Source organism: Kocuria salsicia, assembly GCF_007681555.1.
In the GTDB taxonomy this organism is placed as follows: domain Bacteria; phylum Actinomycetota; class Actinomycetes; order Actinomycetales; family Micrococcaceae; genus Kocuria; species Kocuria salsicia.
The window spans coordinates 1-20345 of record NZ_VELE01000015.1 but is presented as its reverse complement, the minus strand read 5'-3'; the positions used below and the strand labels follow the sequence as shown (position 1 = coordinate 20345).

Annotated in this window: 20 protein-coding genes and 1 pseudogene; 11 read left to right on the top strand and 10 right to left on the bottom strand. The window is 71.7% G+C overall.

Annotated elements, in window-relative coordinates; genetic code table 11:
* Window positions 1-143 precede the first annotated feature (143 nt).
* The 9 genes from FS770_RS13070 to FS770_RS13030 all read left to right on the top strand — a co-directional run bounded on the left by FS770_RS13070 (window position 144) and on the right by FS770_RS13030 (window position 9217).
* The gene (locus FS770_RS13070) at window positions 144-833 is read left to right on the top strand and encodes a DUF305 domain-containing protein (RefSeq protein WP_144943431.1); all 690 of its coding nucleotides are present in this window, start codon (window positions 144-146) and stop codon (window positions 831-833) included.
* Between the two features lie 104 nt (window positions 834-937).
* Window positions 938-1282, top strand: coding sequence for an NADH-quinone oxidoreductase subunit A (locus tag FS770_RS13065; protein ID WP_019310385.1), 345 nt, complete (start codon window positions 938-940; stop codon window positions 1280-1282).
* Complete coding sequence (locus FS770_RS14165; protein WP_244944937.1) at window positions 1273-2586, top strand: hypothetical protein; 1314 nt, start codon at window positions 1273-1275, stop codon at window positions 2584-2586. Before FS770_RS13065 ends, FS770_RS14165 begins: the two co-directional genes overlap by 10 nt.
* Entirely contained in the window at window positions 2579-3514 is a 936-nt protein-coding gene (locus FS770_RS13055) for a complex I subunit 1 family protein (protein ID WP_144943430.1), read from the top strand. Before FS770_RS14165 ends, FS770_RS13055 begins: the two co-directional genes overlap by 8 nt.
* Before the next feature lie 3 nt (window positions 3515-3517).
* Complete coding sequence (locus FS770_RS13050; RefSeq protein ID WP_144943429.1) at window positions 3518-4081, top strand: NADH-quinone oxidoreductase subunit J; 564 nt, start codon at window positions 3518-3520, stop codon at window positions 4079-4081.
* Window positions 4078-4380: an NADH-quinone oxidoreductase subunit NuoK gene (locus tag FS770_RS13045; protein ID WP_010534530.1), complete on the top strand. Its 303-nt coding sequence runs from the start codon at window positions 4078-4080 to the stop codon at window positions 4378-4380. The genes FS770_RS13050 and FS770_RS13045 overlap by 4 nt, the downstream gene beginning before the upstream one ends.
* Complete coding sequence (locus tag FS770_RS13040; RefSeq protein WP_144943428.1) at window positions 4377-6287, top strand: NADH-quinone oxidoreductase subunit 5 family protein; 1911 nt, start codon at window positions 4377-4379, stop codon at window positions 6285-6287. Before FS770_RS13045 ends, FS770_RS13040 begins: the two co-directional genes overlap by 4 nt.
* Window positions 6284-7780 (top strand): complex I subunit 4 family protein, encoded by a 1497-nt coding sequence (locus FS770_RS13035; protein ID WP_019310379.1) that lies wholly within the window; start codon window positions 6284-6286, stop codon window positions 7778-7780. The genes FS770_RS13040 and FS770_RS13035 overlap by 4 nt, the downstream gene beginning before the upstream one ends.
* Window positions 7781-7795: 15 nt before the next feature.
* Window positions 7796-9217 carry an NADH-quinone oxidoreductase subunit N gene (locus FS770_RS13030; RefSeq protein WP_240505713.1) on the top strand — a complete coding sequence of 474 codons (1422 nt, stop codon included), beginning with the start codon at window positions 7796-7798 and terminating at the stop codon, window positions 9215-9217.
* 55 nt (window positions 9218-9272) lie between these two features.
* Here the strand turns inward: FS770_RS13030 and FS770_RS13025 are convergent, their stop codons facing one another.
* From FS770_RS13025 to FS770_RS12990, 9 genes and pseudogenes are all read right to left on the bottom strand, one after another.
* Window positions 9273-10148 (bottom strand): potassium channel family protein, encoded by an 876-nt coding sequence (locus tag FS770_RS13025; protein WP_035962920.1) that lies wholly within the window; start codon window positions 10146-10148, stop codon window positions 9273-9275.
* 64 nt (window positions 10149-10212) lie between these two features.
* Window positions 10213-11544: an APC family permease gene (locus FS770_RS13020; RefSeq protein ID WP_144943432.1), complete on the bottom strand. Its 1332-nt coding sequence runs from the start codon at window positions 11542-11544 to the stop codon at window positions 10213-10215.
* An 87-nt stretch (window positions 11545-11631) separates the two neighbouring features.
* Window positions 11632-12636: a multicopper oxidase family protein gene (locus tag FS770_RS13015; RefSeq protein ID WP_363785893.1), complete on the bottom strand. Its 1005-nt coding sequence runs from the start codon at window positions 12634-12636 to the stop codon at window positions 11632-11634.
* A gap of 6 nt (window positions 12637-12642) precedes the next feature.
* A pseudogene (locus FS770_RS14345) lies at window positions 12643-13094 on the bottom strand (multicopper oxidase domain-containing protein); the annotation flags it as partial.
* Window positions 13095-13114: 20 nt separating this feature from the next.
* On the bottom strand, window positions 13115-13390 hold the full coding sequence (locus FS770_RS13010) for an SHOCT domain-containing protein (RefSeq protein WP_019310374.1): 276 nt from the start codon (window positions 13388-13390) through the stop codon (window positions 13115-13117).
* A 79-nt stretch (window positions 13391-13469) separates the two neighbouring features.
* On the bottom strand, window positions 13470-14135 hold the full coding sequence (locus FS770_RS13005; RefSeq protein WP_085107356.1) for a DUF305 domain-containing protein: 666 nt from the start codon (window positions 14133-14135) through the stop codon (window positions 13470-13472).
* 100 nt (window positions 14136-14235) lie between these two features.
* On the bottom strand, window positions 14236-14574 hold the full coding sequence (locus FS770_RS13000) for a heavy-metal-associated domain-containing protein (protein ID WP_035962930.1): 339 nt from the start codon (window positions 14572-14574) through the stop codon (window positions 14236-14238).
* Window positions 14575-14658: 84 nt separating this feature from the next.
* The gene (locus tag FS770_RS12995; RefSeq protein ID WP_145012566.1) at window positions 14659-15798 is read right to left on the bottom strand and encodes a sensor histidine kinase; all 1140 of its coding nucleotides are present in this window, start codon (window positions 15796-15798) and stop codon (window positions 14659-14661) included.
* Window positions 15795-16505: a response regulator transcription factor gene (locus tag FS770_RS12990; RefSeq protein ID WP_035962935.1), complete on the bottom strand. Its 711-nt coding sequence runs from the start codon at window positions 16503-16505 to the stop codon at window positions 15795-15797. Before FS770_RS12990 ends, FS770_RS12995 begins: the two co-directional genes overlap by 4 nt.
* Window positions 16506-16663: 158 nt before the next feature.
* Here FS770_RS12990 and FS770_RS12985 point away from each other — a divergent pair, with 158 nt between their 5' ends.
* Window positions 16664-18190, top strand: coding sequence for a multicopper oxidase family protein (locus FS770_RS12985; protein WP_029603314.1), 1527 nt, complete (start codon window positions 16664-16666; stop codon window positions 18188-18190).
* On the top strand, window positions 18187-19038 hold the full coding sequence (locus tag FS770_RS12980; protein ID WP_145012563.1) for a F510_1955 family glycosylhydrolase: 852 nt from the start codon (window positions 18187-18189) through the stop codon (window positions 19036-19038). Before FS770_RS12985 ends, FS770_RS12980 begins: the two co-directional genes overlap by 4 nt.
* 423 nt (window positions 19039-19461) lie before the next feature.
* Here the strand turns inward: FS770_RS12980 and FS770_RS12970 are convergent.
* Window positions 19462-20345: IS481 family transposase (locus FS770_RS12970; protein WP_145012560.1), on the bottom strand; the 884-nt coding region annotated here is incomplete at its 5' end.

The following is a 20345-nucleotide window of genomic DNA, read 5'->3' as shown; positions in this document are numbered from 1 at the left end:
GCTACGCTCACGGAAGCGGCATAACCGAAACGACACCGTGTCCACGATTCGGGGTCAAGGCCCCATGGTCCCGGTGACAGACCGCCCGGCATCCGCCGAGCTGGTATCGAGGGACCGGCTCATCGCCCGAGAGGGAATCTGCCATGCACTACATTTCATTAGGCCGCCGTACCGCGGCCGCCGCCTCCGCGGCCGCTGTAGCCACTGCGTTGCTGGGCGGAGCCGCTGCGCCGGCATCCTCCCACTGGGAGGCCGCCCCGGTGTCCTCCCACAGTCAGACGGAGATGCTCCAGCCGGACCCGACTTCCCCGACCGCCTACGAGTTCGGTGAGACCCTGGCCGGGCTGGAGGGCGAAGAGCTGGAAATCACGTTCCTGGCCGAGATCATCCCGCACCACCGCGCCGCCATCGAGATGTCCCAGCTGGAGCTTGAGCGGGGGGTCAGCCCGGACATCCGCACGCACGCGGAGAACATCATCGCCAACCAGCAGCACCAGATCGACCAGTTCACCCGGTGGCTGGAGGAGTGGTACGGGCTGACCCCGGAAGAGGCCATGGCCCAGGTCCCGGCAGAAGCCCAGGAGGAGATGAAGATCCTGGAGGAGGAGACCCAGATGATGATCGAGGAACTCTCGGCCGTGGAGGCCGGTGAGGACTTCGACGTCGCCTTCGTGCAGAAGATGATTCCGCACCACAACAGCGGGATCATCGAGTTCCTCGAGCCGCAGTCCCGTGCCGTGCACCCGCAGCTGCGAGTGGCGGCCACCGCGGGGATCACCACCCAACAGGCCCAGGTCGCGGACTTCCGCACCTGGCTCGCCGGCCGCGCCTGATCACCGAGCTGAAACAGCGCGATCGGTGGGGCCACCTGTTAGGGTGGCCCCCACCGATCAACGACAGACTTCCATGTTCCGACCGCGCGAAAGGGGAGACCATCGTGTACTCCGGGATCGTGGCCATGGCCCTGGTGGCGCTGTCGGTCGTCGTTCTCCTCTATGCACTCCACCGCGCTGCCGTCATCACCGCCGAGCCGTTGACGGTTCTGCCCGCCCAATCCGGGTGGATGCCCCAGGAGCACGCGCTGTCCCGATTCCACGCCCGCTGGTACCTCGCCTCAATCGTGTTCCTGGCCTTCGACGTCGAGATGCTCTTCATGTATCCGTGGGCGGTGGTCGTGATCGAGAAGGGGATCTCCGCGGTCGTGGAGATGTTCCTGTTCCTCGGGGCCCTGCTCGTCGCCGTGGCCTGGGCCTGGCGCGAAGGAGCCTTCCGATGGGCCTAAGCGGTGCTCTCGCCCGGCTCGCGGTCCGGGCCACCCGGGTCCTCGTCGTCGAGGTCCCGGGGCACTGGGCGACCCGGATGGAGGTCGAGCACCAGCTGCTCCGCCGTGGGTGGCGACCGGCGTGGACACCAGCGGACGCGGACGTCCTGGCGGTGTGCGGTGTCCCCGGCCCCGAGCTCTCGGAGCTCGTGGACCGGCTCTGGGAGCAGATGCCCGGTCCCCGCGTCCGCGCCGACATCACCTCGCCCGGAACTGTAGGTTCCGCCCTCGACGCCGCCGCAGCCCTCCTTCTCGACACCCCGCACCACCGGACGGACGCCCAGGAGCGGGCGCAGGAACCCGAGATCCCCGAGGACGCGGATCATGGGGGTCACGGGGGCATGGGCCACGGGGGCATGGACCACGGCGAGATGGACCACGGCGAGATGGACCACGGCGGTCATGGCGGCATGGACCACAGCGGCCACGGCGGGATGGACCACGGGGGCATGGACCACGGCGAGATGGACCACGGCGGTCATGGCGGCATGGACCACAGCGGCCACGGCGGGATGGACCACGGGGGCATGGACCACGGCGAGATGGACCACGGCGGTCATGGCGGCATGGACCACAGTGGCCACGGCGGGATGGACATGGCCCCGGGGGGAATCGCCCTGGCCGGGGGCGGGGAGGACCGTGACGGGCTGGAGATGGACGTGCTCCACCTGCCGCTGGGTCCCGTGCTGCCGTTCTGGCCGGCCGGGCTCGTGCTGCGCTGCTCGTTGCAGGGGGATGTCGTGGTCGACGCCGAAGCCTCCGTGGTCGACGGCGCCGGAGCAGGCGGACCGGGTCCCGGTCCCGCGCCGGCGGCGGTGGTGTGGTGCGACCAGGTCATGGCGTTGCTGGCTCTCGCGGGGGTCGAGGACGCGGCGGCCTGCGCCCGCCGCGCCCGGGACGCCCTGCTGTGCGGTGACGAGGACGCCGCCCGGGACGCCGTCGAGCGGCTGGATCGGACGGTCCGGCGGTCCTGGCTGCTCCGGTCGTCGCTGCGGGGCGTCCTGCTGCTGGACCGGGCCGGCCTCGAGCGCCACGGGCTGCCGGGACACTGCCGCGGGGACGCCCACGACCGGCTGCTGTCCCGCGTGGAACGGATCCGGGCCGAGGCCGGTGGCACGGAGCCCACCCCGGCGGAGGACGGTGGGGTGCCCTGGGCGGTGGTGCCGGACCTGGTGACCGGGCTGGAGCTGGCCTCCGTGCGGTTGGCCGTGGCGAGCCTGGATCTCGATCCGCATCCTGCCGTCCAGGCGGTGGGGCATGGCTGAGAGCGTGGTGACGACCGTCCCCGGAGGATGGGCCGTGCTGGCGGGGATCCTCCTGTGCGGCTTGGCCTTCTTCGCCGTGGCGCTGGATGCGGCGCTCTCGGCCCGGGCGCAGGGCACCGGCGGCGGATGGGGCGCGCCGCTGGGCCGTGCGGCGCGGCTGCTGCGGCAGCGGCGCCGGAGCACCGTGGCCGCGGACACCCTGCTGTGGCGGATCGGTGGCGCGGGCATGCTGGTCGGGGCGTTCCTGATGATCGCGGTGATCCCGCTGGGGGAGTGGACGCTGGCGGACCTGGACGTCGGTGTCGTGTGGTTCAACACCGTGGACGTCATGGTCTGGGCGCTGGTCTGGTTGGCCGGCTGGGGTGCGAACTCCGCCCACGGCCTGGTGGGCGGCTACCGCTTCCTGGCCCACGGTGTCGCCTACGAGCTGCCGCTGATGTTCGCGCTGGTGGCCCCGGCGATCGCCGCCGGCAGCCTGTCCGTGGGCGAGGTCGCGGCCGCACAGGACGGCGTGTGGTTCGTGGTCTGGATGCCGGTCGCCTTTCTGGTCTTCCTCGTCGGTGTGACGGGCTTCTCCGTGTGGGGCCCCTTCGCCCCGGCGCTGGCCGCCGACATCGGCGGCGGCGTGCTGGCCGAGCTCTCCGGGGTCGACCGCCTCGTCCTCCAGGCCGGGCGCTACCTGTTCCTGACCGCCGGAGCCGCCTTCTCGGTGCCGCTGTTCCTCGGGGGCGGGGCCGGGCCTGTGCTGCCCGGTTGGGCGTGGGTCCTGGTGAAATCCGTGTTGGTGCTGGCGGTGCTCGTGTGGTTGCGGCGGAGGATCCCGTTGCTGCGCCCGGACCGGTTCATGGAGATCGGGTGGGTGGTCCTGCTCCCGGCCGCCGTGCTCCAGGATCTGGTCGTGTCCCTCGTCGTCGTCTGGAAGGGCTGAGCCGTGCTGGTCGGAATCGTGTTCTGGGGGCTCGCCGTGGTGGCCGTGGCCGCGGGGGCGGCCGTGTTCGTGGTGGACTCCATGGCCCGGGCCACCTATGCCCTGGCGCTGTCCTTCATCGCCGTGGGGGTGCAGATTCTGCTGCTCGGGCAGAGCTACCTCGGGATCATCACGATCCTCATGATGGTGATGGAGATGGCGGTGATGGCGGTCTACATGGTGATGTTCATGGGCATGAACCCGGCGCTGATGCCCATGGACATGACCCACGGGAAGAAGACCGCGATCGGCGCCTCGGCCGGGGTTTTCGTGCTGCTGGCGGCCGGGGCGCTGCTGGTCCCGTGGCCGGAGCGTCGCGGCGCCCCGCCGGAGGACCTCACGCGTGCGCTGGGCCTGGAGATCATGGGCGAGAAGATGCTGGTGATGGCGGTGGTGGGCCCGGTCATGGTGGCCACCATCGTGGCCGGGGTGGTCCTGGCCGCCCATCGCACCCGCTACGACCGGCTCGGTGACGACCTGCGCCGCCGCCCGGCCGACGACCCGCAGCCGGGGGGTGTGGGCCGATGACCTTGGAAGCCGTGCTGGTCGTGGCCGCCGCACTGTTCGCCGTCGGGCTCTACGGGGCCCTGTCCCAGCAGGTGGTGGTGATGGTGATGATGGGCCTGGAGCTGATGATCAACGGGGTCCTCCTGGCCGCCGCGGGGTTCTGGTGGTTCCTGGCCCCGGACCCCTCCGGGCAGGTGCTGCTGCTGGTGGTCCTGGCGGCCATGACCGTGGAGATGGCCATGGGTTTCGCCGTGGCCACTCTGCTGCACCGCAGGCGGCAGACCGACATGACCGACATGGCCGAGGAGCTCTCCCGATGACCGCATCCCAGGCCGTGCTGCTGGCGGTGGTGGTGCTCCCGGCCACCGTGGGCGCGGTGCTCGCCCTCACCCGGGCGGAGCGTGCCGCGGCCCCGGTCGCGGTGCTCACCGCCGCGGTGACCACGGTCCTCGCGGCGGTCGCCGCCCTGACCCGGCCCGCGCTGTCCTACCCGTTCGTGGCCGGCGCCGACTTCGCGCTGGAGGTCGACGCCCTCGCAGCAGTCACCCTCCCGATGGTCGCGGGAGTGACGCTGCTGGTGCTGGTCTTCGCGGCCGGCAGCATCCGGGCGGGCCGGCCGCGGTTCCACGGGCTGATGCTGCTCTTCGCCGCCGCGGCCCTGGCCACGGCCGCGGCCGCGAGCCTGCCGGCGCTACTGTTCGCCTGGGAGCTGATGGGCGCGACCTCCTACGCGCTGATCGGGTTCTGGTGGCGGGACGCCGACCGCGTCTCGGCCGGACTCACCGCCTTCATCACGACCCGCACCGCGGACTTGGGACTCTACGTCGCCGCCGGCGCCGCCCTGGCCGGCGGCGCCGGGATGGCCCTGTCCGCCCTGCCGGCCGCCGAGAGCCCGTGGCGGCACGTGATCGCGGCCGGGATCCTCGTGGCGGCCCTAGGCAAGGCCGCGCAGCTGCCGTTCTCCTTCTGGCTCTCCGGGGCGATGAAGGGCCCCAGCCCGGTGAGCGCGCTGCTGCACTCCGCGGCCATGGTCGCCATGGGCGGCTACCTCCTGCTCCGGGTGGAGCCGCTGCTGGCCTCCACCGGGTGGGCGGGCCCGGCCGCGGCGTGGATCGGGGCGGTGACCGCGGTGCTGATGGGGTTCGTGGCGCTGGCCCAGCGGGAGCTCAAGCAGCTGCTGGCGGCGTCCACGGTGGCGCAGCTGGGCTTCGTCGTGCTGGCCGCCGGGGTGGGCGCGGTCAGCGGCGGCGCGGCCCACCTGGTGGCCCACGCCTCCACCAAGGCGCTGCTGTTCCTGGCCGCCGGGGCGTGGCTGACGGCCCTGGGCACCGAGGAGCTCGCGGCACTGCGCGGGGCCGGCCGCCGGTGGCGGGTCGTGGGCGTGAGCGCGACCGTGGGGGCGCTGGCCCTGGCCGGGATCGCCCCACTGTCCCTGTGGGCCACCAAGGACGCGGTGCTGGCCGCCGCCCTCGAGGCCTCGGCGTGGCTCTACGCCGCCGGGCTCGTGGCGGCGGCCCTGTCGGCGGCCTACGCGGGCAAGGTCCTGTGGACGATCTGGTATCGGGGTGTCCGCGCTGAGGCCCAGGAGGGCGGCACCGGGGGAGTGGGGGTGCTGGAGCAGGTCCCGCTGGTCGTGCTCGCCGTCGGCGCGGCCGCCCTCGGGGTGCTGGCCCTGCCCCCGGTCAGCACGACCCTCGCCCAGGCGGTGGGCGGGCACGGTGAGGTGGCGGCCGCCGAGCTGCTCGTCTCGGCCGCGATCGCCCTCGTGGTCCTGCTGCTCATGCTGCGCCTGCGCGTCCCCGAGCCGGGATGGGCCGTGCGGTGGCTAGGGTTGGAGGCCGCCGCGCACGCCGTCGTCGTCCGCCCCTCACTGGGCCTGGCGCACGCCCTGGCCCGGTTCGACGACCTCGTCCTGGACCGGGCCGTGACCGCCGCCGCCGGGGCCGTCCCGGTGCTGGCACGGGCCGCGGCCCGGTTCGACGACCGGGCCCTCGACACCGGGGTCGAGGCCACCGCGCACGCCGCCGACGCGACCGGCCGGGGTGCGGCCCGGCTCGACGACGACGTCGTGGACGGCGCCGTCGAGGGCCTCGCCGGCCGGGTCCGCCGGCTCGGGCAGCTGGCCCGGGCCCCGCAGACCGGGGCAGTCCACCAGTACTTCCTCCAGGCCGTCGCGGTGCTCGCCGTCGGCGTCATGGTCTGGTCCGTCTACGCCGTGATGGGATGAACATGCTGAGCCTGATCGTCTTCCTGCCCCTGGCCGCCGCCGCCGTCCTGGCCGTGGTCCCCTCGATCGGGGCCGCGGCCGCGCGGTGGGCGTGGGTGGCGGTGAGCGTCGTGGAGCTGCTGCTCGTGGGCGTGCTGTGGGCGGGCTACGAGGACCCGGGACCCAACGGGCTGGCGTTCGAGGAGCAGGTGCCGTGGATCCCCGGGGTGAACAGCAGCTACCACGTGGGCGTGGATGGGCTCTCCCTGCCGCTGCTGGCCATGACGGCCGTCGTGTTCCTGGCCTGCGCCGTCCACGCCCTGCGGGACGCGGACCGCCCGCGCGTGCAGGCCGCACTGTTCCTGTTCCTGCAGGGCGTGAGCCTCGGGGTGTTCGTGGCGGCCGACCTCATCCTGTTCTTCGTCTTCTTCGACCTGTCCATCGTGGGCATGTACTTCGTGATCGCCGGGTGGGGCCACGGCAACGCGGTCCGGTCGGCGCTGAAGTTCTTCCTCTACACGTTCCTGGGCTCCCTGGCCCTGCTGCTGGGCTTCATCGGGCTCTACGTGGCGGCGGCACCGCACACCTTCGACATCCCCGAGCTCGTCGCGGCCGCACCTCTGGCGGGCGATCCGCTCACCGGGGGGTTGGTGCTCGCGGCGATCCTGGTGGGCCTGGCCGTGAAGACCCCCACCGTGCCGTTCCACACGTGGCTCCCCCCGGCCCACACGGACGCCCCGGCCACCGGCTCGGCCGTGCTGGCGGGGGTGCTGCTGAAGATGGGCACCTACGGGTTCGTGCGCATCGCCATGCCGATCCTGCCCGAAGCGTGGCGGGCGTGGGCCTGGGTGATCGTGGCCGTCGGCGTCGTCTCGGTGCTCTACGGGGCGTTCGTGGCCCTGGCCCAGACGGATCTCAAGCGGATGATCGCCTACACCTCGGTCAATCACATGGGCTACATCGTCCTGGCCCTGGGCGCGGTCGGGGTCCTCGCCGAGGGCGCCGCCCAGGCCCGGTCCGTGGCGGTCACCGGCGCGGTGGTGCAGATGGTCAGCCACGGGCTGATCACCGCCGCCCTGTTCCTGCTCGCCGGGGTGATGCAGGACCGGGCCGGCTCCTACGACATGGGCTCCTACGGCGGGCTGGCCGCCCCCGCCCCGCGCTACGCGGCGCTGTTCGCGGTCGGGGCCTTCGCCTCCCTGGGCCTGCCCGGGTTCTCCGGGTTCATCGCCGAGTTCCAGATCTTCGCCGGCAGCGTGGCGGTGGCCCCGGTCACCGCGGTCGCCCTGGTGGGCATCCTGGTCACCGCCGCACTGTTCCTGCGGGCCCTGCAGCGGGTCTTCACCGGCCCGGCGGCCGGGCACACCCCCGGGTTCGAGGACCTCCGGGCGCCGGAGCTGTGGTCCGCCGGTCCCCTGCTGGGCCTGTCCCTGCTCATCGGTGTGCTGCCCCGGGTGCTGCTCGAGGTGATCGAGCCGGCCTCGGCCGCCCTCGTGGGCCTGGTGGGACGGTAGCCGATGGAGGCCTCGATGCAGATGCGCCCCGAGCTGCTGCTGCCCGAGATTCTCGTCTTCCTCGGCGGGCTGGTGGTGCTGCTGGGCGGATCCTTCCTGCCCCGCGACCGGCAGTGGATCGCCCGCGCCGCCGCAGCCCTGGCCCTGCTGGGTGCCGCGACCGCCGCGGCCCTCGCCATGGCCGGGCCCGCGCAGAGCGCCTTCAGCGGCACCTTCACCGTGGACACCGCCACCGGTACCGCCCGGGTGATCACCGCCCTGACCACCCTGCTGGTCCTGGGGGTGGCCTCCGGGGAGATCGCCGGGTCCCCGCGGGAGTCGGACACGTACGCGCTGCTGCTGCTGGCCACCACCGGGGTGATGGTCCTGGCCGGGTCCACCGACCTGCTCGTGCTGATCGTGGGGTTCCTGCTGGCCAGCATCCCCCTGTACGGGATCGTCGGCCTCACCGGCGGCCGCGCCGGGGCCGAGGCCGCCATGAAGACCTACCTCATGGGGGCGCTGTCCGGGATCCTGCTCATGCTCGGGGTCACCGTGCTCTACGCCCTGGCCGGGGGCACCGACTACGCCCTGCTCCAGGAGACGCTGCCCGCGGCCCCGGCCGCGGCCGTGGGCGCGGGCGTGCTGGGCGTGCTCGCCGGGCTGCTCTTCAAGGCCGGTGGGGTGCCCTTCCACTTCTGGGTGCCCGACGCCGCCCAGGGCACCGGGGCCACCGCCGCCACGTTCCTCACCACCGTCCCGAAGGTGGGGGCGCTGGTGGCCGTGTACCGGCTCGTGGCCACGGTCTCCGCCGGGGACGGCTCCTGGTTGCTCGTCGCCGCACTGCTGGCCACCGCCTCGATGGTCCTGGGCAACCTCGCGGCGTACTGGCAGACCGACCCCCGCCGGCTGCTGGGCTGGTCCACGGTGGCCCAGGTCGGGTTCCTGCTCGTGCCCGTGGCCGCGGCCGGGCGCAGCGACCTGGCCCTGCCCTCGCTGCTGTTCTACCTCGCCGCCTACGCCGTCACCAACGTCGCCGCCTTCGCCGTCACCGCCGCGCTGCCCGAGCACCGGGAGCTGGCCGACTACCGGGGCCTGGCGCGCTCCCGCCCCGGCCTGGGGCTGGCGCTGCTCGTGGCGCTGCTGGGGCTGGTGGGGACCCCGCCGCTGGCCGTGTTCGTCGGCAAGCTCACCACCGCCACCGCCGCCTGGGACGGCGGGCACGGCTGGCTGGCCCTGGTGGTGATGCTCAGCAGCGTGCTCAGCCTCTTCTACTACCTGCGCTGGTTCGCCCCCGTCTTCGCCCGCCCGGAGCAGCACGCCGCGGGGTTCCCCGGCCGCGGCGGGGCGGCCGCCTGGCCGGCCGTCACCGCCGGGGTCGCCGCGGTCGCGAGCCTGGTGCTGGGTGTCCTGGCCGGCGCCCTGTGGGCGGCCCTCGAGGGCCCCCTGGGAATGTAGGTGCGGCGACCTTCGCGCCCCGGACCGCCCGTGCGCAACGCCGAGAGGGGCGAGCTCAGGCCCGGGTGCTCTGGCCGTGCTCGGCCGCATAGGCGGCGAAGACCTCACCGGGGTGCTCCCCGGTGCCCACGAAGTCGTCCTTGATCTCGGACCCGAGCTGGTCCAGGGCCGAGGACAGCCGCTGGGCGCTGGACCGCACCGCCGGCTCGGACCGGGCCATGGCCGCATCACGGAGCCGCAGCGCATACGGCAACTGCCGTGCCAAGGACAGATCGGGGTCGCTCTCCTGAAAATAGAAACCCTCGGTGTGCTGGGTGAAGTCCACGGAGATCTTCGTGAGATCCGCCTGCAGGGAATCCAGGACCCGGGAGGCGATGACCGGCTCGACCTCCTCGATCGTCTCGGCATAGTCGGCGTCGGCCAGCCCCTTGAGTTCCAGGGCCAGCGCCCGGCGCCGCATCAGGGGAGGATAGATCTGCGTGAACCACGTCAGCGCCGCGGTCAACAGCGCGAACCCGGTCAAGGCCTCGAACGGGGCAGCGACCCGGATCCACGAGTCGGTGGCCACCACGTCCCCGTAGCCCAGCGTCGACAGCGTCACCACGGAGACGTAGACGGCCTCGACCGCGTCCGGGTAGGCGGCCGCGTCGATGCCGGAGGAGTACATGAACCCGCCCGGGACGTGCGGGTAGTAGATCAGCGCCCACCCCGCTGCTTGCAGCACCACCCAGAGGAGCACCACGGCCACCATCGCCGCCGGCCCCACGGCGGAGCCGGCCCGGTGACCGGTGGCCTTCGAGACCTTCCACACCGTGGAGAGCACCAGTCGGCTCAGACGTCCCTGGCCGCTGGGGTGCAACAGGGTGTGGAACATGTCCATCAGCCCGGCCACGATGACCACGATCCCCAGAGCTGTCAGCAGTACGTCCATGATCGACCTCCGTCGTTGGTTTTTGTTCTTCCCGTCCCCGGGTTACGGGGCGGCTCACCGGTCCTCAGTGCTGTTCGTGCTCGTCCTGCCGCGCGTCCTCGTCGGAGCGGTGTCGCACGGTGAACCACTGCGCCACGACGATGACCAGGGCCACCACGGCGGTGATTACCAGGGTGAACGGGTCCGACTGGGATTTCAGCAGCACGAACGGCACGAGCACCGTGACGTCGAGGGCGATCGCGACCCAGGGGATCCACGGTTTGGCCCCGACGTCGTCCTTGAGGTGGCGCAGGATGCCGAGGTGGATGGCGATGTCCATGGCCAGGTACAGGATCGCCCCCAGGGAGGCGATCTGGGACAGATCGAAGAAGGCGGCCATCACGATGGCCAGCCCCGCGGTGATGTACAGCGACTGGTGATCGTGCTTGCCGGGCAATTCGGGGGCCTGACCCATGTCGCGGAGCATGTCGTAGAGCTTCGAGACCGAGAAGAGGCTGGCGATCAGCCCGGACAGCGTGGCGACCACGGCGATGGCCACGGTCAGTCCCGCACCCCAGGTTCCGAACATCGGCTCGGCCGCTTCGGCCAGGGCGTAGTCCCGGGCCTGGACGATCTGCGGAACCGTCAGGCTGCCGGTGACCGCCACGGTGATCAGCAGGTAGAGCACGGTGCACAGGGCGATGGAAATCATGATGGACCGGCCGATGTTGCGCTCCGGCTGCTGCAGGTCGGCGCCCTGGTTGGTGATCGTGGTGAAACCCTTGTACGCCAGGATGCACAGGGCGACCCCGGCCAGGAAGCCGGCCCATCCCGCCTCCGGCGGGGTGCGGTCGGCGGCGCTGAACAGCCGGCCCAGGGAGGACACCCCGGCGGCGAGAATGCCGGCGATCGCCAGCACGGCGATCCCGAGGATCTTGAGCGCCGCGGTCACCGTGGCCGAGCGCTCCACCCACCGGTTGCCCACCAGGTTGACCAGGGCGGCGGCCACGATCGCCACCACCGCCAGCACCGCCACCCACACCTCGGAGCCCTGCAGGCCGAAGGGGCGCAGCAGGTAGGAGGCGAAGGTGCGGCCCAGCAGGGACTCGGCCAGGATCATCGACACGTACATGAACAGGGAGAAGGACCCGGCGAGAACCCCGGGGCCGTAGGCGGCCTTGAGCAGCATCGCGATCCCGCCGGAGGACGGGTTGGTGGCCGAGTAGCGGATGTAGGAGTAGGAGCTGAACGCCACGACCACGGCTCCGGCGAGGAACGCCCAGGGCACCCAGCCGCCGGCCAGTTCGGCGACCTGCCCCACGAGGGCGAAGATGCCTGCGCCGATCATCACCCCCGTCCCCAGGGCGACGGAACCGGTCAGGGAGAGCTTCTGCTGCGTCTGCGTGCCGTGGTCCATGAGGAGGTGCACGTCCTTCCTGCCGGGCGGTGAGTGCCCCCGGCGGTGGGGTGGTTCGGACAGGGTCGGTGGGCCGGCCCACGGTGCTCAGCGGGCCTCGAGGGTGCCCATCATGCCGAGGTCCTCGTGGTCGAGGATGTGGCAGTGGTAGACGGTGCGGCCGGCGAAGTCGTCGAAGGCCACCCGGACCGTCACCTCTCCGAAGGCCGGGACGTTGACCACGTCCAGCCACCGCGGTGCGGCGACCTCGCGGCCCGCCTCGGTCACGACCTGCATGGGCCACACGTGCAGGTGCATCGGGTGGTCCATGGGGCTGGAGTTGGTGAGGGTCCACTCCTCCACGGTGCCCACCCGGACCCGCTGGTCGGTGCGCTCGGCGTCGAACGGCCGCCCGTCGATCGTGAAGGACATCATCTGCCCGGGGCCGCGCATGCCGCCCATCATCCCGCCCATGCCCATGCCCATGGCGAAGTCCAGGGTGCGCCGGGCCGCGACCGGCTCCTCGCGCAGGTCCCGCAGCACCGGACCCGGGGGGACGGGGCCGGCGTCCGCGGCCCGGTCCCCGGTGACCTCGAGGGTGAGCAGCTCGATCGGCTCGTCGGTGCCGGGGCCGTCCCCCGGCATCGCCCCGCCCATCATGCCGTCCATGCTGCCGCGGTCCACGGGGGCGGCGGTCAGGGTGGAGGCGCCCTCGCGGGTGTCCACGAGCAGCTCCACCCGGTTGCCCGGGGCCAGGGTCATCTCGGTGAGCTCGACCGGCTCGGGGAGGCGGCCGATGTCGCGGCCGAGCAGCCGCACGGTCTGGCCGTCGAGGGTCAGGCGCAGGTACCGGGACGGGCAGGCGTTGACGACCCGCCACAGCTCCCGCTCCCCGGGTGCGGCGGTGGCCTGGGGACGGACCTGGCCGTTGACCAGCACGGTCTCGCCCTCCCGGCCCATCATCCGCTGCGGCGGGGAGACCTCGGCCAGGTTCCCGGAGTCGTCGAGGGTGATGTCGGAGACCACCAGCACCCGGTCCCGGGCCACGGGCACGGGGTCGGGGTCCTCGACGACGATGGCCCCGTAGAGACCCGCCGCGAGCTGGTCGGCCACGTGCCCGTGCCGGTGCGGGTGGTACCAGTAGGTGCCGGGCGGGTGGTCCTCCGGAAGGGAGAAGTCGTAGTCGAAGGAGTCCCCGGGTCGATGCTCACGAAGGGGTTGTCCCCGTTGTCCTCCGGGGAGACGTGCAGGCCGTGCGCGTGCAGGTTCGTCGGGGCGTCCAGGCCGTTGCGCATCGCCACCCGAATCGTGTCCCCGCCCCGGACCCGCAGGGTCGGCCCGGGCAGGGAGCCGTTGAACGCCTGCACGTTCGCCTCCCGCGCCCCGATCCGCACCTGGGCGGGGGCGGCCTCCAGGGCGAGCTCCAGGACGCCGTCCCGGCTGGACAGCACCTCAGGCTGCACCAGCTCCCGGCCGCCGCCGAGGGCCTCGCCGCCGCCGCCGCTGGTCCACCACAGCCCGGCCCCGCCCACGGCCGCGGCACCGGCCCCGGCCGTGCCCAGGGCCAGCATCTGTCGGCGGGTCAGCGGGCTCACCTGCCGCCCTCGTCCAGGGTCCGCAGCCGCTCCCGGTATTCCTCGGTGCTGATCTCCCCGCGCGCGTAGCGCTCCTCGAGGATCTCGCGGGACCGGCGCGGGCCCGCCCCCGTCGGGGGCGCGGCGTATCCGCCCTGCCTGGTCCCGCCGCCCGTGCCGCCGGTGAACGCCTTCACGAGCACGACCACCAGCACGACCACCCCCACGATCAGCAGGATCCAGAAGAGCCAGGCCCATCCCATGCCCCCTCCCATGCCGTCGCCCCACATCATCACGGTCCTCCTTCATCGATCGGTTCGCTGCTTCCTGCAGAGCGCCGCCCGTGGGCGGCGACGCCGGTCACCGGGGCAGTCAGGAACCGTCCGGCAGCTCCTGGAGCATCTGCTCCATCTCGGTGATCTCCGCCTCCTGGTCCTCGACCACCTGGCGGGCGAGCTCGACGGCCTGGGGGTTCTGTCCCTGCTCGATCTGCTCCTGGGCCATCTCGACCGCGCCTTCGTGGTGGACGGTCATCTGCTCCAGGTACAGCCGGGCCGCGTCCGTCCCCTGCGCGTCGTTGAGCATGCCCATGTCCTCCTCGCTCATCATCCCGCCGGTCCCGTGGTCCATGGACGTGGAGTCCTCGGCGGGCATCGGCGCTTCCCAGGTCTGCAGCATCTGGTTCATGCGCTCGATCTCCGGGCCCTGGGCATCGATGACCTTCTGGGCGAAGTCCTGGACATCGGCGGGGATGTCGTCCTTGGCCAGCAGTGTCTCGCTCATGTCCACGGCCTGCTGGTGGTGGGGGATCATCATCTGGGCGAACATCACGTCGTCGTCGTTGTGCTCTTCAGCGATCGGCTCCCCTGAGGTAGCGCCCGACGGGGTGCTCGAGGGGCTACCGGCCCCGGTGGCGGCAGCTGTGGAGCTGGTGGTCTCGGAGGCCGCGTCAGTGTTCTGTTCGCCTCCGGTGCCGCAGCCGGCCAGGGCCAGGGCAGAGGCGAGGGCCACGGCGGTGAGGGAAGAGGCTCGGTTCATGGGGATGTCCTTACGTGGGGTGGTTGGGTGGTGGTGGCCCCAGGCAGGGCCTGGAGACCGGGAGCCGGGTCGGGCCGTGGGGGATCCGGTCCCGGCACGCTCAGGAAGAGGTGACCGCATATCCGGCACGCGCCACTGCGGCGCGCACGGATTCCTCTGCGACAGGGGTGGTGCTGGTCACGGTAACGGCCGAAGCCTCGCCGGCTACGAGGTCGATCTGCACGTCAAGGACCCCCTCCAACGCCGTGAGGGCCTCGGTGACCCGGCCGGCGCAGTGGCCGCAGGTCATGCCCTCCACCTGGTAGGTCGTGGCGGTGCCGTCCGAGGACGGCGACTGCGCCTCGACGGCAGTCCCCGCTTCCTCAGGGACAGAGGAGGGAGCGCAGCAGGCGCAACCGGTGGCGGCCATCGGCAGGGGGCGGCGGGGCGAGCTGGTCATGGTGGGCTCCTTCGGATCGTGAGGGAACGGGGAACGCCCCTCGCCTCTCAGGTATATACCCTGGGGGGGTATAGTGCAAGGATGTCAGTGAGCCTCCCGAGCGGGAGGCAGATCGGCCAGTTGGGGGGGCGGCAACTGGATGGTGAACACCGCGCCGTGTCCGGGGCCGGGGGAGGCGGCGGTCAGGGTGCCGCCGTGGGCTTCGACCAGTGCTTTGGAGATGGTCAGGCCGATCCCGGAGCCGCCGTGGTCGCGGTCGCGGGCGGTGTCCCCGCGGTAGAAGCGTTCGAAGACGTGGGACAGGTGTTCGGCGCTGACGCCATCACCGGTGTCGGCCACGTGGATGGCGATCTGCCCGGGACCCTGCCGGGCCGCCCTCAGGATCACCTTTCCGCCCAGCGGGGTGTGGCGCAGGGCGTTGGTGAGCAGGTTGCCCAGTACCTGGCCCATCCGTTGCCGGTCCACGTCCACGGTCCCGGCCGACTCGTCGACGTCGAGCTCCAGGGCTACGCCCTTGGCGGCGTAGCCCTCCCGGTGGGCCTCCACGGCACTCCGGAGGAGCTCACCGACGGGCTGCTCGGTGCGGTCCAGGTCGATCCGGCCCTCCTCGGCGCGGGAGACGTCGTTGATGTCGTCCACCAGCCGGGTCAGTCGGGCCAGTTGCTCGCTCATGAGCTCACTGGTGGTCTCATCCCAGTGGGTGACCCCGTCCTGGAGGGCCTCGCAGTAGACGGTGAGCACCGCGATGGGGGTGCGCATCTCATGGGCCAGGTCTGAGAGCATTCGCCGGCGGGTGTCCTCGGTGCTCCGCAGACGGGCGGCCATGGTGTTGAACGAGGAGGTAAGGGCCTCGACCTCCGCCCCGGCGCCCATCGCCGGGACCCGGGTGTCGTAGCGGCCGTGGGCCATGCCCTGGGCCGCCTCGGTCAATCGTTCCAACGGCCCCCGGATACGACGGGAGCACCAGGCGCTGACCACCAGGGCGCAGACCAGGGCGGTGCCCAGGGCCACGCCCAGGGTGATGAGGTTGGTGTCGCGGTAGGCCTGCTCCACGTGCAGCAATTCCGGGGAGTTCTCCGGGTGCCCGGCCATGATCAGGTGCTCGTGGAAGATCGCCGGGCCGGCCAGGGAGGCCACCACGACCGCGGCGAGCAGGCTGGCGGCCACCACCAGCAGCTGGGCGAGCAGGAACCGGGAGACCAGCCCCCGGGGGCGTCGGGTCATCGGGCCCCCATCCGGTAGCCGACCCCGCGCACCGTGTCGATATGGGCGGTCGGTTCCTCGCCCAGCTTGCGGCGCAGGTGGCCGATGTGCACGTCCACGATCCGCTCGTCGCCCACCCAAGCCGGGTCCCACACGATGTCGATGAGCTGACGACGGGAGAACGCCTGGTGTGGGCGGGCCGACAGGGCCGCCAGCAGGTCGAACTCGGTGCGGGTGAGCGCCACCGGATCGCCGCCCACCCGCACCTCGTGGGCGGTCAGGTCGATGACGAGGTCCCCGAACACCCGCGCCGGTTCGGCCGGGGCCACGGTGGGGCGGGGCCGGCGCCGCACCGCGGCCACCCGGGCGACGAGCTCGCGCACGCTGAAGGGCTTGGTGATGTAGTCATCGGCCCCGGCGGCCAGCCCGGCCAGCTTGTCCTCCTCATCCCCGCGGGCGGTGAGCATCAGCACGTAGCACTCCGAGAAGGCCCGCAGCCGCCGGCACACCTCGACCCCGTCCAGCCCCGGCAGCCCCAGATCCAGGACCACGACGTCCGGGTGCTCCGTGCGGGCGGTCTCGAGGGCGTCGGGGCCGGTGTGCGCCTGGGCGACGGCGTAGCCGGCGCGGGCCAGGTAGGTGGCGACCATCTGCGCCAGAGGCTTTTCGTCGTCGACCACCAGCACCCGCCCGGCTGAGGACGCATCCCTGTCTGCGGAGATCACCATGATCCCAGTGTGTCCCGCCGTCCCGACGTAGAAGCCACTCGGGGGCCGGATGGTCCGCAATCTTCGCCAAACCTTCAAGGAATCTGGGCTCCCGCCTGCCGGTGGCCTGCCAGAATGGTTCTCAACCCCCGCATTTTCTGGTGACCCGACAAGGAATCATGGACACCCTTTCCCGTAGAAGTCTGCTCGTCGCCGGATTCGGCCTGCTCGGCTCCGGCGCCCTGGCGGCCTGTTCCTCACCTGCCCCGTCCCTCCCAGCAGGGGTGGGGGCCGGGACGGCCTCCGCCGGAGCCGGTCAGCGCCTCGTGGACACGGCGCTCACCGCCCGGCCGGTCACGCTCGATCTGGGCGGATCGACGGTGGCGACGTGGGCCTACGGCGACAGTCTCCCCGGTCCGCTCATCCGCGCCACGGCCGGGGACCGGCTGCGCATCCGGGTCGAGAATCGCCTGCCGGCGGACACCACCGTGCACTGGCACGGCATCGCCCTGGCCAATGGCGCCGATGGGGTGCCCGGGGTGACCCAGGATCCGATCGCCGCCGAGGCGACCTACACCTACGACTTCACCGCCCCGGACCCGGGGACCTACTTCTACCACCCGCACGTCGGGGTGCAGCTGGACCGCGGTCTGTACGCCCCGCTGATCATCGACGACCCGCAAGAACCCGGCGCCTACGACCACGAGTGGATCCTCGTCCTCGACGACTGGGTCGACGGCACCGGCCGTACCCCCGATGAGGTCCTGGCCGCACTGACCTCCTCCCGGGACAACGGCGGGATGCCCGGGATGGACCACGGCAACATGGGCGGGATGGAGGGCATGGACATGTCCTCCGGCTCCTCGGAGGGCATGGCTGGGATGGACCACGGGGCGATAAGCGCCGGGGACTCCCCGTACGGCGATGACGCCGGGGACGTGTCCTACCCGCACTACCTGGTCAACGGGCGGGTTCCCGCGGACCCGGAGGTGCTCACGGCGAAGCCGGGCCAGAAAGTGCGGTTGCGGATCATCAACGCCGCCGCGGACACCATCTTCACGGTCGCCCTGGGCGGGCATCGCATGACCGTCACACACACCGATGGGTTCCCGGTGCAGCCGCAGGACACCGATGCCCTCTACCTGGGCATGGGAGAACGCTACGACGCGACCGTCACCCTGGCCGAAGGGGTCTTCCCCTTCGTGGCCGTGCCGCTGGGCAAGGACGGGCAGGCCATGGCCCTGGTGCGCACCGGGGCCGGCAATCCACCGCCGTCGTCAGTACGACCGGCGGAACTGGACAGATCCGTGCTCATCGGCGCCGACCTGACACCGGCGGACAGCGCCCGGCTGGAGGCCCGGGACCCCGACGTGTCCCTGGACCTGGCCATGACCGGGCAGATGAACCCTTACGAGTGGGGATTCAAGGGGGCCCCCTACGGGCAGCACGATCCTGTGCAGATCCAGGAGGGACAGCGGGTGCGGCTGACCGTGGCCAACCACACGATGATGGCCCACCCCCTGCACCTGCACGGGCACACCTTCGCGCTGCCCAACGGCCTGCGCAAGGACACCGTCCTGATCGCCCCGATGCGATCGATGGCCATCGACGTGCAGGCGGACAACCCCGGGAACTGGCTGATCCACTGCCACAACATCTACCACGCCGAAGCCGGCATGACGACCGAACTGAGATACCGCCCATGACCACCCTCTCCCGCCGCTCCCTGCTCACCTTCGGCCTGGTCGCCGGCACCGGACTGGCCGTCACCGCCTGCTCACCACAGTCCGGGAACTCCACCGCCCCGGCCTCCAGCACGGGCACCGCCATCACCCACGTCCACGCCATCACCCGCGATGCGGCCGGGACGATCCTGCTGGCCACCCACGAAGGCCTGTTCCGCCTGGACGACCAGGACCTGACCCAGGTCGGCCCGGTAGTGGACCTGATGGGCTTCACCACCACCGGCGAGGGGCGCTACCTCGCCTCCGGCCACCCGGGTCTGGGCGTGGACCTGCCTGAACCGGTCGGGCTGATCGAGTCCACCGACGCCGGTGAGAGCTGGAGAGTGCTCTCGCGGGCCGGGGAATCGGACTTCCATGCCCTGGCCGCCGGCCCGAACGGGGTCATCGGCTTCGACGGGCAGCTGCGCATCAGCGCCGACGGCCGCAACTGGGACACCGCCGCCATCCCCTCCGCCCCCGCTTCTCTGGCGGTCGCCCCGGGTACGGGCACGGTGCTGGCCACCACCGAGGACGGCCTGCTGCGCTCCTCCGACAACGGCACGACGTGGACGACGGTGGACACCCCGCAGTTGATGTCCCGGGTGGCCTGGGCCGACGACGAAACGATGGTGGGCGCCAGCATCGACGGGCGCCTGCTGACCAGCCGTGACGCCGGGGACACCTGGACAGCCAGTCGGGACCCGGTCGGCGAGGTCGTAGCCCTGGGAGCAGGTCTGACCGACGGCGGGGAGGTCGAGGCGCTGCTGGTGGAGGGCCCCCGGGTGCTGCGGAGCCTGGACGGTGGAGCCACGACGGAGCAGCTGCTGTGAACACCACCGCTCGTGCCCCCAGGCACAGTCGGCGACCATTCACGCCTGACAGCGCGCCAGGCAACAAGGGAGTAGGGGGCCATCATGAGTAAGGACGACTCTACGCACCAGGACGCCACCCATGCCGCGATGCCGGCGGAGGCCGGACGTGTCCCGCGGAAACGGCTGACCGGCATCGACGCGGCGCGCTGATCGGGCTGACCGCCATCCATTTCCTGCCCGCCGAGAACGAACAGACCCACGAGGCGACGCTGAGCTGGACCCTGTTCTCCGGAGACTCCGCCGCCCTGTTCGCCCTGCTGGCAGGGGTGGGCCTGGCCTTCGCCACCGGTGGCCGACACCCCCGAACAGGCCGACGGATGACGGGAGCGCGGGTGGGCGTGGCGGTGCGGGCCCTGCTGATCTTCGCCCTCGGGGTGGCAATCAACTCCCTGATGCCCGAGGACTGTACTGACCGGACACGTTGGTCAATCGTGAGAAGGGCGGCTGGTTGCTGCAGGCTCTGTGGGGCCGGTGATGGTTGTAGTAGTGCAGCCAGCCGTCGAGTTCGCCGCGGCGCTCCGTCTCGGAGGTGTAGCAGCGGGCGTAGGCCCAGCCGTCGGCCAGGGTGCGGTGGAAGCGCTCGATCTTGCCGTTGGTCTGCGGGCGATACGGCCTGGTCCGTTTGTGCCTGATTCCCAGCTCGGCGCAGGTGTCGCGCCACAGGTGTGAGCGATAGGCGCCACCGTTGTCCGACAGGACCCGCTCGACGGTCACCCCGCGGGCGTTGAACCACTTGACGGCCCTGGCCAGGACCGCTGTGGCGGTGTGGGCTGTTTCGTCGTCGTGGATCTCGGCGTAGGCGACGCGGGAGTGGTCGTCGATGACGGTGTGGACGTAGGCCTTGCCCATCAACGGGTCGTAGTGCTTGTTCTTGGGCTTGTCGGGTGTGGCTGCGCGGTTCTTCTCGCCTTGTCGTCGGCCGACGTAGCGCCAGCCTCCGCCGTCTGGGATGTTGCCGAGCTTCTTCACGTCGACGTGCAGCATCGCCCCGGGGTGGTCGTGCTCGTAGCGACGAACAGGCTCTCCAGTGGCACGGTCGACGTGCGACAGGCGGTTCAAGTGGACGTCGACCAAGATCCGGTGGACTGTCGACGGGGCAACGCCAATCCGGTATGCCAACTGAACCGGACCTTCCCGCAGACGCAGCCGGAGCTGGATACAGCGCTTCGCAGTCGTGGGGCTGGTCTTGTTCGGGGAGCGGTGGGGGCTTGACCCTTGATCTTGGACACGCGGAATCCAGCACGATGCTGGGAGAAGCGAGAATC